Below are 15,419 nucleotides of genomic sequence, written 5' to 3'. Positions count from 1 at the left end.
TCATCTGCCTGTCATCTCTGCGCCCTAAGACCGCCCTGCAATCATCTGGCACATATTGGGGGAAACATTATGCGCACCATTCTCGCCGCTCTTTTTACCACGACGGTTCTGGCAGGCGGAGCCCAAGCCGCTACGGTCTATCCACTTGACCGCGCCACAATCCTCACCGGTTCTCCCTTTGATTTCAAGGTCGAGCTGAAATCTGTCGTCAAGCCGGAAGACGTCAAAATCACCGTCAACGGTCAGGACTACAAGGCCGTGTTCGGCAGCCAGGCACAGTTCACCGCCGAAGAAAAAGGCAAGGAAGACAAGGTTCTGGGCTCGGCCCTGATCCTGCGCGATCTCAAGCTTCCCGCAGGCAGCTACAAAATCGAAGTCGCTGCCGGGGACGAAAAGAAATCCGTCACCTGGGATGTCTATGCGACCCAGCAAAAGCCTGTTGCCAAGAATATCATTTTCTTCCTCGGCGACGGTCTGTCGGTTGCCCACCGCACCGGCGCCCGCATCATGTCCAAGGGCATGACCGAGGGCAAGGCCAACGGCCACCTCAACATGGACAGCCTCGACCGGATGGCCTTTATCGGCACGTCCTCGACCAATGCCATCGCCACCGATAGCGCCAACACCATGTCGGCCTATATGACCGGCCACAAGACCGCCGTGAACGCGCTTGGCGTGTATGCCGACCGCACCCCGAACACATTGGACGACCCAAAGGTCGAAACCATTGCCGAGGCGCTGCGCCGCACCACCAAAAAGTCGATTGGTATTGTTTCTCCGGCTGAAATCGAAGACGCAACGCCCGCTGCCGTGGTCTCCCACACCCGCGCCCGCGCCGACAAGGCCGAGATTGTCGGCATGATGTTCAACGTCAAGCCGGACGTCATTCTGGGTGGCGGTTCGGCCTATTTCCTGTCCAAGTCCATCCCCGGCTCGAAGCGCAAGGATGACAAGGACTATATCGCCGAGTTCAAGAATGCCGGCTATACGCTGGCGACATCAAAGACCGAACTGGACGCCGCGGCTGGCACCAATAGCGGCAAGCTGCTCGGCCTGTTTCACACCGGTAACATGGATACGCTTCTGGATCGCAAGTTCCTGAAGAAGGGGACCGTGGACAAATTCCCTGATCAGCCGGGCCTGGTCGACATGACCAAGGTTGCCCTTGATCAACTGTCCAAGAACCAGGACGGTTTCTTCCTGATGGTCGAAGGCGCCTCCATCGATAAAATGTCCCATCCGATGGACTGGGATCGGGCGATGTATGAAACCATCGAATTCGATCAGGCGATCGGGCTTGGCCTCGAATTCCTGAAGACCCACCCGGATACGCTGATCGTCGTCACCGGCGACCACACCCATGGCATTTCGGTGATCGGCACGATCGATGATGAAAAGCCGGGTACGGAAATGCGCGAAAAGGTCGGCGTTTACGCCGATGCCGGCTTCCCGAACTATGAAGACAAGGACGGCGACGGCTTCCCGGACAAGGTCGATGTATCGCGTCGCCTGGCTGTGTTCTCGTCCAACTTCCCGGACTATTACGAGACCTTCCGCCCCAAGATGGACGGTCCGTTTGAGCCGGCAATTCAGAACGAGAAAAAGCAATACGTCGCCAACGAGGCCTATAAGTCGGTGCCGGGCGCGGTTTTCCGTGAAGGCAATCTGCCACGCTCGGCTGACACCGCCGTTCACGCCGTTGACGATGTCGTGCTTCAGGCCACGGGTGCCGGTTCGGAAGGCTTCAAGGGCTATATGGAAGAAAGCGACGTCTACAAGGTATTGGCCGACGCTTTTGCCCTGGGTGCGCCAAAGGCCAACTAAGTTAGCCGTTCATGCTCGCTCCAGGTGCGGTATCCGCACCTGGAGCTTTTAATTATGGATGTTCTATCTCTTTGTTTTCCGTATTTCCTGGAAACCTTTTATTTTCCAGCCGGTGGCGATGCGCGGTTTCATGGCGCCGCCGCTGAAGGCGGAAGCGGCGTTTTTCGTGCTGACAGAAATTCCGATGGCGCTCTGCCCGTTCTGCTCCTCGGACGCGGACTGGCCGGACAATATCGTCGTGGTCTACCTGGATCGAAAGCATACGTTCGTGCAGCCGGGAACCCGCATCGAAGTGGTCGGAACCCTGGAAATGGGGTCATGGACAGACCCTGAAACGGGTTTCGTCAGTCTTTTGCGGCTGAGAAATGCCACTTATGGTACGGTGTGATCGCCCATGATGTCGCTTGTTCTCGAAGATGTGGCGGTGCGCTACGCGGGCCTGCCAAAGCCGGTCTTAAACATTGGCCGGCTTGAGGTTGCCGCCGGGGCTCAACTGGCGATCACCGGCGGTTCCGGTTCGGGCAAAAGCACGCTCGTCAATGTGATGACCGGGTTGGAGCGCCTGCGCCATGGCCGCGCCCGCTGGAACGGCACCGATCTGTCGGGCCTGTCGGAAGGCGCGCGCGACCGGTTCCGCGCGGCGCATATCGGTCTTGTCATGCAGGAGTTTCATTTGTTTTCCGGCCTGTCGGCCATCGATAATATCCTGCTGCCAGCCCGGCTGGCACGGGTGACGACGCCTGCCTGCCTGGAGCGTGCCCACGGTTTGATGCAGCGTTTCGGCCTTGGGCGACCTGATCAGGCCATCGAGACCATGTCGCGTGGCGAAATGCAGCGGGTGGCTGTGGCCCGGGCGCTGTTGCGAAAACCCGGCGTGATCATCGCCGACGAACCGACCGCAAGCCTCGATGCCGAAGCGGGGGCTGCGGTGGCCGATCTCCTGCTGGATCTGGCGAAAAGCGAGGGCAGCACCTTGATCGTCGTTTCCCACGATGCCCGTCTGGTGGAGCGCCTGCCACGCAGGATCGAGTTGAAAAACGGTGAAATCGTAGATGACACAGGTGACATTGCCGGTGGCATTGTCGGATCTCTGGGAGGTGACGCATGATCCGTTTCATCCTTGCCGATCTGCGCCGTCTCTGGGCCGGTGCGCTGGTTGTCTGCCTGTTGGTGGCGCTGTCGACCGCGCTTGGCGTGACGGTGACCTTGCAGGAACGGGCCTTGCGGCTGGGCAGCGCCCGGGCTGCCGATAAATTCGATCTGGTGATCGGCGCAGCTGGGTCGGAAACCCAGCTGGTCCTGTCCTCGGTGTTTTTGCAGCCTTCGCCCTTGCCGCTGGTGCCGGGTGCGGTTCTGGCGACATTGCAGGCCGATCCCCGCGTGGAATGGGCAGCACCTGTGGCGTTTGGCGATAGTTTTTCCGGTTATCCGATTGTCGGTACGACCACACGGCTGATTGCTGCGACCACGCCGGGTTTTGCCGAGGGGCAGATGTTTGCGCACGAAGGCGAGGCGGTGGTGGGGGCCGATGTGAGGCTGAAGACCGGCGATACGGTCAAGCCGATGCATGGCACGGCTGCCGAAGGCGGCCATACCCATGGCGAACTGGCCTATCATGTCGTCGGCAGGCTGAAAGCCACCGGCACGGCCTGGGATCGCGCTATCCTCGTTCCGGTCCAGGCCGTCTGGCATATTCACGGTCTCGGTGAAGAGCATGAGGATCACGATGCGGATGAGGCGGGTCACGCCGCAGAACAGCACGCCACAGAACAGCACGCCCAGCAAGAGGCGGCGGACAAGGGTGAAGCCGCGCACGGCGAAGACCATGACGAGCACGATCATCATGGCCATATCGACCCCGATGCGGCTCTCTCCGAGCAGTTCTCAGCCGCAGACCCCGGCGTACCGGCCATCCTGGTCAAGCCAAAGACCATTGCCGCCGCCTATAAGCTGCGGCAGGACTATCGCAACGACAGGACACTCGGGGTTTTTCCCGGCGAGGTTCTGACCAGGCTTTACGCGACGTTGGGCGACGCGAAACTGGTGCTGTCCTTCGTGGCAATCGGCGCGCAGGCGCTGGTGGCGGGTGCGCTATTGCTGGTGACGGTCGTTCATATCGGCCAGCGCCGCAAGCAGATTGGTGCTCTCAGAGCCTTTGGCGCTCCCAGGTCTTCGGTCTTCCTGATCGTCTGGTGCGAGCTTTTCAGCCTGTTCCTGGGCGGCATCGGGTTTGGCGTGGCTATGGGATATGCGGCGGCAAGGATCATTTCGCAAACCGTCAAGACCAGCAATGGCTTTAACCTGCCGGTCGAATTCGCAAGCCAGGATGGTTGGCAGATCTGCGCCATGCTGATCTTTGCGGCGCTGCTTTCGGCGCTGCCAGCCTGGCTTGCCTATCGCCAATCGCCTGTCGCTGCGCTGCGCTCCTGACGAAGCACAGCCTGGCCTGGTTTATGTGCTGTCATATAACGGTCATGCGCCAAAGGTAAGTGAGCCGCCACAGTCCTTGTTCCATTTTGGGTTCAAGACTGGTGCTTCGGGAGCATGGCAATGGGCATATCGGTTCGAACATTGGTTTTCTCCGCGCTTGGCATGGCGATCGCGGGCTTTGCCCCGCCTGGTTTTACCCCACTGGCCTTTGCCGAAAGCGGCATGGTGCTGGATAAGTATGTGGTGCTGATGCGCCATGGCGTGCGCCCGCAAACCAGCGCCAAGGAAATTGCTCCCCTGTCATCCAAGCCCTGGCTGCAATGGGATACCGCCGACGGCCAGTTGACGCCGCACGGTGCGGAAGCTACCGCGCAATTGGCTCGGTGGGAGGGCGACATGCTCCGGGGCCGGGGGCTTCTGCCGCAGGATGGCTGCCCCGCGACCGGTACGGTGTTCGGTTGGGCGAATGGTTCGGTGAAGCGCACCATCGATACCGGCAATGTGATGCTGTCCACCCTGTTTCCCGGCTGCGGCCTGACGGTCGGCTTCAACAACACAGAGGCCACGGATGGCGTCGATGTGCTCTATGCCCCTTCCGATACCAGGCTTGGTGCTGTCGATCCCGACAAGGCCAAGTCCGCTATTTTGGAGGCGGCGGGTGGCGATCTTGAAAAGCCTCGGGCGCGTGCTGCCAGCCTGATGACGGAACTCGACGGCATTCTCGACTGCTGCGCTGTTTCGCTTTGCGAAAAGGCCGATGCATCGGCTGCCTGCACGTTGTCGCAGCGCCCCTGGTCGATCAAGGTCAAGCAGGCAAAGGGGGAAAAGCCTGCCAGCGTCGAAGTGGTCGGTCCGTTGAAGGATGCAGGCACCGTCGTGCAGGTTTTCCTGCTGCAATATGCCAATGGTTTTCCTGCCGATCAGGTGGGATTTGGCAAGACGCCGACAGAAGCGGACATTATCCGCCTGTCGCAGCTGCGCCAGATTAAATATGATCTCGGCAATCGTGTTCCTTATCTTGCCGCCCGCGATGGCTCCAATCTTCTCAATCAGCTTTTGCTGGCGGTAGCCGCTGATCCGGCAACCGGTCTGGCAAAAAATGGCGCACCCAGCGATGGCCCGCCTAATGCGAAATATCTGCTGTTTACCGGTTCTGACACGCAGCAGGCGGAAATCGGCGCCATGCTCGGCCTACACTGGCATATTCCGCCTTATCTTGATGATGAAACTCCCCCCACCGGTACCATGGCGTTCGAGCGCCTGCACGATGCCACGGGCAAGGTGTTTGTGCGCATGCAGTTCATCGCGCCGTCGCTGGATCAGATCCGCAAGGCATCGGTTCTGAATGACAAAAATCCGCCACTCCAGGCCACCATCCCACTGCCGAATTGCGAGCAACAGCAGGTTGACGGTGCCTGCCCACTCGATCGCTTCCTCGCCATTACCCGCCCCAAACTGGACATGACGGCGGTAGCGCCGCAAATCTATCTGGCCAGTGGGCATTGAGAGCCAGTCAGTTTCAAACTGAACCTGACATCCGCCAAGACGTTCATGCGGGACACTATGCAGAATGGCGCCTCGGCTTTTCACCGGGGCGCGGAGATGCATTGTCGATTATTTTAAGGCATTGCCGATCACCGAAGCCGGTTTGCGGTTTTGCGGGACCATGTCCAGGGCGGGAGCATGGCTGGCGGTGAAATACTGGTCGCGGCCACTGTGTTTTGCCTGATAAAGCGCTGCGTCGGCGCTTGCCACCAGATCATCGCTGGAGTGGATATGGTCGGACGGAACGGCTGCCACGCCGATGCTGACGGTGACGATACCCTTTTCGCTATCGCCATGGGGAATATGCAGGTCGCGGACTGCCTGGCAATAGTATTCTGCCACAGTGGAGCCTCCGGCAAGATCGGTGTCGGAGAGAATGAGCGCCATTTCCTCGCCGCCATAACGGGCAGCGATATCGGTGCTGCGTTTGGCGACCGAACGCAAAGTCGTGGCGATCTGGCGCAGGCATTGGTCCCCCGCCTGATGTCCATAGCGGTCGTTAAACAGTTTGAAATGGTCGATATCGATCATCAAAAGGCTGACGCCAGACCCGGTGCGCTGGGACCGTGCAAATTCTTGCCGGAGTTGCACATCAAAGGCACGCCGATTGTAAAGTCCGGTAAGGCCATCGGTAAAAGCCGCTTTTTCCAGGGCGCGATTGGTGTGGCGCAGCAAGCCCTCCGCCTGTTTTGCCCTGGTAATATCCGTAAAGACGATCAGCGAACCGCCTCCGCCGACACTTCTTGTCTGAGCTTCGAGGCTTCGTCCGTCCCAGAGGGTGATTTCGCGTTTGCCCGGAACCAGCGGTAAAACAGGCAGACTGTCCAAGCTTTGTTCTGGCAAGATGAGGTCGCCGTCGCGAGGTGTCGTCTCTTCGCCGCGTGCGCGCGAAGCGACGATGATGTCGTGCAGATCAGCGCCAGGCACCCTGATATCGGCGGTTTTGGAGAACATGGAGCGATAACGTTCATTGCAATAGACCAGCTTTCCCTGCCGGTCGAACATCACAAGCCCATCGGCCATATTGGCCAGGGCATCGGCCAATTGCTGGCGGCTCTCGGCCAATTGCTGTTCCAGTTCCTTCTGCTTGCTGATGTCGCGGCTATGGGTTGCAAGGGCGATAATGTCTCCGGTCTTCTGGTCGCGGATCGGATATTTCAGGGTCGAATACCAGCCCTTTGCACCAGCAGGTGTTTCATAGCTCTGCTCGATATGGACAGGCTTGCCCTCGACAAAGACAGCCTGTTCGTCAGCGCGGTAGCGGGCGGCAAGCTCGGGCGAATGAAAATCCGCATCGGTCTTGCCAATCATCTGCGCGGGGTCATCCAGGCCAAGTGTCTTGGCCGTGGTGAGGTTGGTGAGGATGAAGCGGCCTTCTCGATCCTTGGCCGTCAGGGTTTCCGGCATGCTCTCGATGACGGTCCGGTAAAGTTTTGCTTCCTGCAACCGAGCGCGTTGCAATGTCTCGCTTCTGATCACAGCCGCTGCAAGCAGAGCAGCCAGACATTGCATGGGCAAAATCAGTGGCAGGATGGAAAACACCGCTGGCCATGTTTCAGGTGGAAGGACCAAGAGTGTTATCTGTGGCAGGATGGTGAGACCAAGGCCCATGGCCGCGATGCGCCTTAGGCTCAAGATTGCCTGTTCATCGCGCCAGCCTGCCCAAATACCCGCGCCTGCAGCCAGTAAAATAGACAGGGCTCCGGCCCCGGCGCCGATCCCGCCTTCCAGAACACGCCAGGTTATGGCAATGCCCGCTGCAAAAATCGCACAAACCGGGCCGCCCATCAGTCCGCAGACCGCAATGGCACTGTTGCGAAGGTCCATGAAAAGACCCGGTACGATCGTTATCGGAAATTGCATGGCGATGATGGCCGTGACGCCGCCGGCAATGCCAAGCCCGATTGGCCTATAGGCCGGGTTTTGCTGTTCCAGCCAACCGGCCAGCCTGCTCGAAACGATGGAAAACAGCGTGACAAGGGCACTATTGACCAGAATGATCGTCATGGTCGTGTTCATCTGTTCCGGCGTCTCCTCCACAGCCTTTATACGAAGTGTCATTGAAAATGGCAGTTCGTATTCCTTTTGAATATATCTCAAGCCACTGACGCATTTGAGATATTTTCAATGTCTTTAAGTCGAAGGATGCGTCAGCATCTTCGAGACTTGGTTTTCAATGCATTGCAGGAAAAGCAAGAAATCTCGCCGAGCCTGTTTCATAGGGAGCAGAATAAAAGATGATCGTTAATTTGTAATTTCGAAGGTATTTATATTGGTGCGTCTATCCGGGACGCGGTCTCTGGCGACCGGGGATAACCTTGGCGATGTCGCGCCTCGGCGCTTGAGGACACTGGCCCGCAGGTCTACGGATGAACATCCCCAGGTGGTGGCAAAGGCAGGACAGTTTCATGGCGGCAGCAGACAAACAGGCAGGCAAGTCCCGCAAGCCCATGGCCTCAAGTCCTGAACAGCATTCCATGCTGGACGATGTGCAGGGCTTGCTGGCGGGCAGCATGCTGGCGGCGCTGGGCGTGGTCTTGCTGTCCAACGCCAAATTGCTCTCCGGCGGCACGGCGGGTGTCGCCTTTCTGCTGCATTATGTTTCGGCTGTGGGGTTTGGGCCGATCTTCTTTGCCATCAACCTGCCCTTTTACTATTTCGCGTTCCGGCGGATGGGTCTGGCCTTCACGGCTAAAACCTTCATCTCGGTGTTGCTGACCTCGGTACTGAGCGCCATCCTGCCGAAATTCATCGGATTTTCCCTGCTGGACCCGCTGGTGGCCGCCGTCTTTGGCGGGCTTCTGGTGGGAACCGGCATGCTGGTGCTGTTTCGCCATCAGGCAAGCCTTGGGGGCTTTGGTATCTTGGCGCTGTATCTTCAGGATCGCTATGGCTGGCGGGCCGGGCTTGTGCAGCTTTGCTTCGATGGAATGGTGCTGATTGGCTCGTTCTTCGTGGCGACGCCCGGCATCATTGCCTGCTCGATCATCGGGGCAGTGGTCGTCAACCTGACGTTGGCCATCAACCACCGCAAGGACCGCTATATCGCCATGTAGACTGGAGCGTCATACTGCTCTGTCATTTGGAATGAAAATTGCTGCCTAGATGCCAACGGGCTGGATTTGGCACCTGCATTGAATGATGCTCAAGCCCGCACTGAATAATGCTCAAGAAAGAGACAGATAATGCCATTTTTTCGCTCTGCCACCCTTGCTGTATTGACCACGGCCCTGCTTTTGACCACCTCTCTTGCCCAGGCCGAGGATGGCACGCTGGCGGCGATCAAGCAGGCGGGCGTGATCCGCATCGGTACGACAGGGGACTATAAACCCTTCAGCTACAAGGGTGGCGATGGCGAACTGGTCGGGGCCGATATTTCCATGGGCAAGGCGCTGGCCACCGATCTCGGCGTCAAGCCGGAATTTGTGATGACCACCTGGAAAACCATGCTGGAGGATTTCAAGGCCGGAAAATTCGACATGGTTCTGGGCGGCATTACCGTTAATCCGGCCCGCGCCGAAGTCGGTGATTTCTCGCTTTCGAATGTCAAGGACGGCAAACGGCCGATCGTCCGCTGCGAGGACAAGGACCGGTTGGTGACGCTGGAGGCGATCGATCAGCCCTCGGTGCGCGTTATCGTCAATCCCGGCGGCACCAACGACAAATTTGCCCATGAACATTTCACCAAGGCACCTATCGAGGTGTTTCCCGACAATAAGGTGATTTTTGATCAGATTGCCGCCAACAAGGCGGATGTGATGGTGACCGACGGCGTGGAAGTGGACCTGCAATCCAAGCTGCATCCCGGTGTGCTTTGCCCGGCTGCCGTCAAGGAACCCTTCACCCATTTTGAAAATGCCTATCTGCTGCGCAAGGACTTAGGCTTCAAGGCTGCGGTGGACAGCTTCATGGCAAAGGCGCTGGAAAACGGCGACTGGAAGGCCAAGCTGGACGCCGCGATGCAATAAAGCCTGGGTTTATACGCTTAAAATAGTCGGGGACCGCTTCTATTTAATCCGGTTTCACCTATTTTATCTCTGTGTCTGAGCCGGAATCCACGCTTTCTCTTCTGCCTCAATCCTTCGAGCATTGGTTTGCACAGAAGGGTTGGCAGCCGCGTGCGCATCAGTTGGACCTGCTGGCGCGGGCCGGGCAGGGGGAAAGCACACTGCTGATTGCCCCGACCGGGGCGGGCAAGACCCTTGCCGGGTTTCTGCCCTCGCTGGTCGATTTGACCCGGCGCGGGCGAAAGCGGCCGGGAGAAGCCTTTACCGGCATTCACACGCTCTATATCTCGCCGCTAAAGGCCCTGGCGGTCGATATTGAGCGCAATCTGGTCAAGCCGGTCGAGGAAATGGGCCTGCCTGTCAGCATCGAGACCCGCACCGGGGATACGCCGCAGGCCAAACGGCAGCGCCAGAAGCTCAATCCGCCGGATATTTTGCTGACCACGCCGGAACAACTGGCTTTGCTGATCGCCAATGGCGAAGCGCCCCGGTTCTTCCGGGATCTGCGCTATGTGATTTTCGACGAGTTGCATTCGCTCGTCACCTCCAAGCGCGGCCATCTTCTGGCGCTGGGGCTGGCCCGGCTGCGCATCCTGGCGCCGGGACTTCAAACCATCGGGCTGTCTGCCACCGTTGCCGATCCGCCGGAGCTGCAGCGCTGGCTCGTGGCCCAAAGGCCGGGGGAAGCGGCCCTGGCCGGGCTGGTGACGGTGGCTGGCGGGGCGAGGCCGAACATTACCATTTTGAAGACGCAGGAGCGTATTCCCTGGTCCGGCCATTCGGCCCGCTACGCCATTGCCGATATCTATGCGGTGCTGAAACAGTTTGCGATGACGATCATCTTCGTCAACACTCGTTCCCAGGCGGAAATGCTGTTTCAGGAATTGTGGACTGTCAATGATGACAGCCTGCCGATTGCCCTGCATCATGGCTCGCTGGATGTCGGCCAGCGCCGCAAGGTGGAAGAGGCGATGGCCGCCAACCGGCTGCGTGCCGTGGTCGCCACCTCGACGCTGGATCTCGGCATCGACTGGGGCGAGGTCGATCTCGTCATCCATGTCGGCGCGCCCAAGGGCGCCAGCCGATTGGCCCAGCGGATTGGCCGGGCCAATCACCGTATGGATGAGCCGAGCCGCGCCATTCTGGTTGCTGCCAACCGCTTCGAGGTGATGGAATGCCAGGCGGCGCTGGATGCCAACTATCTCGGTGCGCAGGACACCCAATCGGTGGGCGAAGGCCCGCTGGATGTGCTGGCCCAGCATGTGTTGGGCATGGCCTGTGCCGCACCTTTCGATGCGGACGATCTTTATACTGAAGTAACGTCAGCCATGACTTACGCTTCTTTGTCGCGTGAAACGTTTGGGCGGATTGTCGATTTCGTCGCCACCGGTGGCTATGCGCTGAAGACCTATGACCGCTATGCCCGCATCCGCAAGACGGCAGAAGGACGCTGGCGGATTTCCAATCCGGCGGTGGCGCAGCAATACAGGCTCAATCTCGGCACGATTGTTGAGGAGCCGATGCTGAATGTCCGGCTCGTCAAGCGTAATCACCTCGGCTCCATCGGGCGAGGCGGCATGACCCTTGGCAAGGTGGAGGAGTATTTCGTCGAGCAACTGGCGCAAGGCGATACATTCCTGTTTTCCGGCAAGGTCTTGCGATTTGAAGGCCTGCGCGAAAGCGAATGCCTGGTTTCCAATGCTTTTTCGCAGGACCCGAAAATTCCCGCCTATGCGGGCGGGAAATTTCCGCTCTCGACCTATCTTGCCGATCAGGTGCGGGCCATGCTGGACGATCCCGCCCGCCGCGCCAGCCTGCCGGATCAGGTGCGTGACTGGCTGGAAATCCAGAAAGTTAAATCCGTACTGCCGAAGCGGGGCGACCTGCTGGTTGAGACTTTTCCACGCGGCAAGCGCTTCTACATGGTGCTCTATCCGTTTGAGGGGAGGCTGGCCCATCAGACGCTGGGCATGTTGCTGACGCGGCGGCTGGAGCGGTGGCGGGCCAAGCCGCTTGGCTTCGTGGCGACGGATTACGCCTTGGCGATCTGGGGGCTGGAGGATCTCGGATGGATGGTGTCCACGGGCAAGCTTTCGCTGGCTGACTTGTTCGAGGAAGACATGCTGGGCGACGATCTGGAGGCCTGGCTGGACTCCTCCTACATGCTGAAGCGTACCTTCCGCACCTGCGCGGTGATTGCCGGGTTGATTGAAAAGCGCCATCCCGGCAAGGAAAAATCCGGCAGGCAGGTGACGGTTTCCGCGGACCTGATCTATGATGTGCTGCGCGCCCATGAGCCTGATCATATCCTGTTGCAGGCAACCCGCGCCGATGCGGCAAACGGTCTTTTGGACATTGCCCGGCTTGGCGATATGCTAAAGCGAATCAACGGCCATATTCTCCATAAGACGCTGGACCATGTCTCGCCGCTGGCCGTGCCGGTCATGCTGGAGATCGGTCGGGAAACGGTGGTCGGCGAAGCCCAGGAAGATGTGCTGGCGGAAGCGGCGGAAGATCTCATCGCTGAAGCGATGGGATAAGATGGAATGGTCAGGATATGACGGGCCAGATATGATTGGATTGACGACGGCTTCTATAATGCGCCCGGAGAAGACGGACCTTGCCGCCGAGATCGAGATCTGCGGTGTTGAGGCCATCTGTGACCTGTCCGGCACGCTGTATCTGCCGGCATTGCGATTGCTCGTCGTCTCCGACCTGCATCTGGAAAAGGGGGCGGCCTTTGCGCGGCGTGGCCAGCTTCTGCCGCCCTATGATACCGTTGCGACATTGAAAAAACTGCAAGCGGTGATTACCCGTTTCGATCCGGCCATCGTTGTCAGTCTGGGTGACACGTTTCATGACCGGTTGGGCTCAGTGCTGATGCCAGAGCCGTTCCGGCAGACAATTGAGCAGATGACACGAGGCCGCGAGTGGATCTGGATCACCGGCAACCATGATCCTGATGGGGTCGAAAACCTGGCGGGCATGGTGGCCGATGAAATTTCCTATGGCGGATTGGTGTTTCGCCATGAACCGCAAATCGGTGAAAGCGCCAGAGGCGAGATTGCTGGCCATCTTCACCCATCAGCCACTGTGCGCCGGCGGGAGAAATCCGTGCGTCGCGCCTGTTTTGCTGCCGATGGCGACCGGCTGATCATGCCGGCTTTCGGTGTGACGACGGGCGGGTTGGATTTGAAGCACAAGGCGTTCACAGGGCTTTTCGCAAGGGAGACGCTGGTCGCGCATCTTCTTGGCCGCGAACGGATCTACTCGGTGCGCTTCAGCGGCCTGTTCGCCTGAAAACCTATAAATGTAAGTTATTGCTTACCATTATGCGCAGTCTCCCGCACGCGCACCACCGTGACCGTACACGGCGCTTTCGAGGCGACTTCCGCCGATACGCTGCCGAGCAGGGCGCGCTTTGGTGAATTGGCACGGGCACCCATGACGATATGGTCGACACTGTTGTCGCGGGCATAATCCAGGATGGCATTGGCGGGTGAGGTGCTTTCCAGCACGTGGCAGGTAATTTGCGGCTGGTCCTTCAACGGCGCTGCCCATTGCCGCAGCTTGCCAAGGCGGGCGACATGCTTGTTATTGCCCTCGTCGTCCAGGTCGTTGTCGAGGTTGAGCCGGGCGATTTTCAAAATATTCAGGCAGGCAAGCCGTGCGCCGGGTGAACGCGCCATGATGCGTGACACCGTCAACCGCATGGCTTCCGTCAGCTCCGTCGATGTTTCGCCGAGGTCGAGGGCGACGACGATGATCGGTGCATTGGCCAGGGCCGCCGTTGCGGTTTGCGGTTTCAGCAATTCGATCGGGTCGGGGTTGAAGCGGCGTTTCAAAACCTCCGCCAGCCCGTCCTGCTTCAGCTTGTCAGCCCGCGCCGTCAGGGGAACCGCCGGCAGGTCCTTCAGGTCCAGCGCCAGTTGGGCTGCGGTCGGCGTCCTCCTTGCCGGGTTCACCTCCAGGCAGCGCAGGATAACTTCCTGGAAGGCGGGAGATATTGAAGGGTTCAGCGCTCGTGGCGGCACCGGATCGCGCCACAGCCGACGCTTCAATCCCTTCAGCCGCTGCGGATCGCCAAAGGGGCGTTTTCCAGTGGCAAAGAAATACATCAGCACGCCCAGTGCAAACAGGTCGGAGCGAAAATCCGAGCGAATGCCCAGGATCTGTTCAGGCGCCATATAGGGTGCAGTGCCATAGGGCAGGCGAAATTCCTCGTTTACCAGATCCGGCAGGTCCAGATGGCGCGCCAGGCCGAAATCTACCAGTACCGCTTCGCCGCTGTCACGAAACAGGATATTCGAGGGCTTGATGTCGAGATGCACCACATGCTGGCGATGCAGGTCGGCAAGCGCCGTGGCGATCCGCTCACCCATCCTTGCCACCTCGTCTGCGCTGAGCGGCAGGCTGCCCAGCAATGGATAAAGCGATTTGCCCGGCAGCCTTTCAAACACCATGTAAGGCAGATGGGTGAAATCGCCATTGGCAACAAAGCGCGGCACATGCGGGCCGGATATGCGCGGCAGGATCATCTGCTCCATCTCAAAGCCGACAATCATCGCCGGGTCGATACCGCCGCCCATTTCCGGCACTTTCATCAGCAGCGGGAAAAAATAATCCGGGTGGGTCACGGCATAAAGCCGCGCCATGCCGCCCTTATGCGCCTGCTCCACCACGGTAAAACCATCGATCACGCTGCCGGGTTCAAGGCGGTTGCGGGCCATGTCATCGTCCCCTGTAAAGCCGTGTGGCAAGCGTTTCCGTCAGGCCCGCAGCACGGATGGCCGCTGCTGCGCCGTCGATGTCATAGTTGACCCGCAGGAAGGTCAGCGTGCTCTTTGTGGTGTCGAGCAGGCCGAAGGCCGCCGCCGGATCGCCGTCGCGCGGTTGGCCCACCGAGCCGATCACGCCGAGCCAGCGCCGCTGCGCCAGAAGCGGAATGTCCGTTTGCGAATGGGGAACGAAAGTGGTGATCTTGTTTTGAGGAGGGGTGCCATGGGATGCTTGATTGTAGGAAGCCAGCGCATAAAGCGTCGGGCGATGGACATGGCCGCAAAAACTCAGCCGCGCCGTACAGGCGGCAAAATGTTGCGCTGCCGCGTCCGTATCGGTCACATAGTGAAAGGCCGTGGGCGAGGTGGCTTCGGCATGAACATAGAGCCGGTCTTCATCCCGCAGCATCATCGGCAGGTTGGCGAGAAAGGTCCGCTGTTCTTCGCTAAGGACTTGCCGCGTCCAGTGAATGGCGGCGCGGGCCGTATCATTGAGGGAAATGGTGGGATCGCTCACCGCCTGGTCGTGATTGCCCCGCACCACCAAGGCACCTTGCTGCTGCAAAGCGAGGACCTTGTCGACGCAGCGGCCAGGATCGCCGCCATAGCCGACGATATCGCCAAGAATGACGATGCGTTCGGCACCGGCCTGCGCCGTCGCCTGCAAGACCGCATCAAGGGCCTGGGCATTGCCGTGGATGTCGGACAAAAGAGCAATACGCATTGACCCTCCCCCGGCATTGCATCAGCACGGCCAACCATAGGCTGTTTACCGAGGCCGCGCTATTGGACTGAAGGTGAGGGGGCATTAAAAATCCCCTCCGGCACGAGGCGC

Annotated in this window: 11 protein-coding genes and 1 pseudogene; 9 read left to right on the top strand and 3 right to left on the bottom strand. The window is 59.3% G+C overall.

The genetic code is table 11. From position 1 onward, the window contains the following. Positions 1-69 precede the first annotated feature (69 nt). The 5 genes and pseudogenes from V6582_RS07925 (at position 70) to V6582_RS07905 (ending at position 5,760) form a co-directional block, all read left to right on the top strand. The gene (locus V6582_RS07925) at positions 70-1,824 is read left to right on the top strand and encodes an alkaline phosphatase (RefSeq protein WP_156631983.1); all 1,755 of its coding nucleotides are present in this window, start codon (positions 70-72) and stop codon (positions 1,822-1,824) included. A gap of 106 nt (positions 1,825-1,930) precedes the next feature. Then, a pseudogene (locus tag V6582_RS07920) lies at positions 1,931-2,212 on the top strand (hypothetical protein); the annotation flags it as partial. A gap of 6 nt (positions 2,213-2,218) precedes the next feature. Next, positions 2,219-2,932: an ABC transporter ATP-binding protein gene (locus tag V6582_RS07915; protein ID WP_156631982.1), complete on the top strand. Its 714-nt coding sequence runs from the start codon at positions 2,219-2,221 to the stop codon at positions 2,930-2,932. After that, a complete protein-coding gene (locus tag V6582_RS07910) occupies positions 2,929-4,254 on the top strand; it encodes an ABC transporter permease (RefSeq protein ID WP_156631981.1) in 1,326 nt (441 codons plus the stop codon). Before V6582_RS07915 ends, V6582_RS07910 begins: the two co-directional genes overlap by 4 nt. Before the next feature lie 120 nt (positions 4,255-4,374). Further along, on the top strand, positions 4,375-5,760 hold the full coding sequence (locus V6582_RS07905; protein WP_197434385.1) for a histidine-type phosphatase: 1,386 nt from the start codon (positions 4,375-4,377) through the stop codon (positions 5,758-5,760). Positions 5,761-5,868: 108 nt separating this feature from the next. Here V6582_RS07905 and V6582_RS07900 read toward each other — a convergent pair whose 3' ends face one another. Next, the gene (locus V6582_RS07900) at positions 5,869-7,818 is read right to left on the bottom strand and encodes a diguanylate cyclase (RefSeq protein WP_197434384.1); all 1,950 of its coding nucleotides are present in this window, start codon (positions 7,816-7,818) and stop codon (positions 5,869-5,871) included. Between the two features lie 389 nt (positions 7,819-8,207). Here V6582_RS07900 and V6582_RS07895 point away from each other — a divergent pair, with 389 nt between their 5' ends. From V6582_RS07895 to pdeM, 4 genes are all read left to right on the top strand, one after another. Next, on the top strand, positions 8,208-8,855 hold the full coding sequence (locus tag V6582_RS07895) for a YitT family protein (RefSeq protein ID WP_156631978.1): 648 nt from the start codon (positions 8,208-8,210) through the stop codon (positions 8,853-8,855). A 129-nt stretch (positions 8,856-8,984) separates the two neighbouring features. After that, complete coding sequence (locus tag V6582_RS07890; RefSeq protein WP_156631977.1) at positions 8,985-9,767, top strand: transporter substrate-binding domain-containing protein; 783 nt, start codon at positions 8,985-8,987, stop codon at positions 9,765-9,767. A gap of 71 nt (positions 9,768-9,838) precedes the next feature. Beyond that, complete coding sequence (locus tag V6582_RS07885; protein WP_420360186.1) at positions 9,839-12,346, top strand: ligase-associated DNA damage response DEXH box helicase; 2,508 nt, start codon at positions 9,839-9,841, stop codon at positions 12,344-12,346. Positions 12,347-12,377: 31 nt separating this feature from the next. Beyond that, complete coding sequence (gene pdeM / locus V6582_RS07880) at positions 12,378-13,106, top strand: ligase-associated DNA damage response endonuclease PdeM (protein ID WP_156631976.1); 729 nt, start codon at positions 12,378-12,380, stop codon at positions 13,104-13,106. A 17-nt stretch (positions 13,107-13,123) separates the two neighbouring features. Here the strand turns inward: pdeM and V6582_RS07875 are convergent, their stop codons facing one another. After that, on the bottom strand, positions 13,124-14,536 hold the full coding sequence (locus tag V6582_RS07875) for a protein kinase domain-containing protein (protein ID WP_156631975.1): 1,413 nt from the start codon (positions 14,534-14,536) through the stop codon (positions 13,124-13,126). A gap of 1 nt (position 14,537) precedes the next feature. Beyond that, entirely contained in the window at positions 14,538-15,308 is a 771-nt protein-coding gene (locus V6582_RS07870) for a metallophosphoesterase family protein (protein WP_156631974.1), read from the bottom strand. Between the last annotated feature and the right edge of the window lie 111 nt (positions 15,309-15,419).

The sequence above is a fragment of the Agrobacterium vitis genome (assembly GCF_037039395.1).
In the GTDB taxonomy this organism is placed as follows: Bacteria; Pseudomonadota; Alphaproteobacteria; order Rhizobiales; family Rhizobiaceae; genus Allorhizobium; species Allorhizobium vitis_E.
This window is presented reverse-complemented; position numbering and strand designations above follow the sequence as displayed.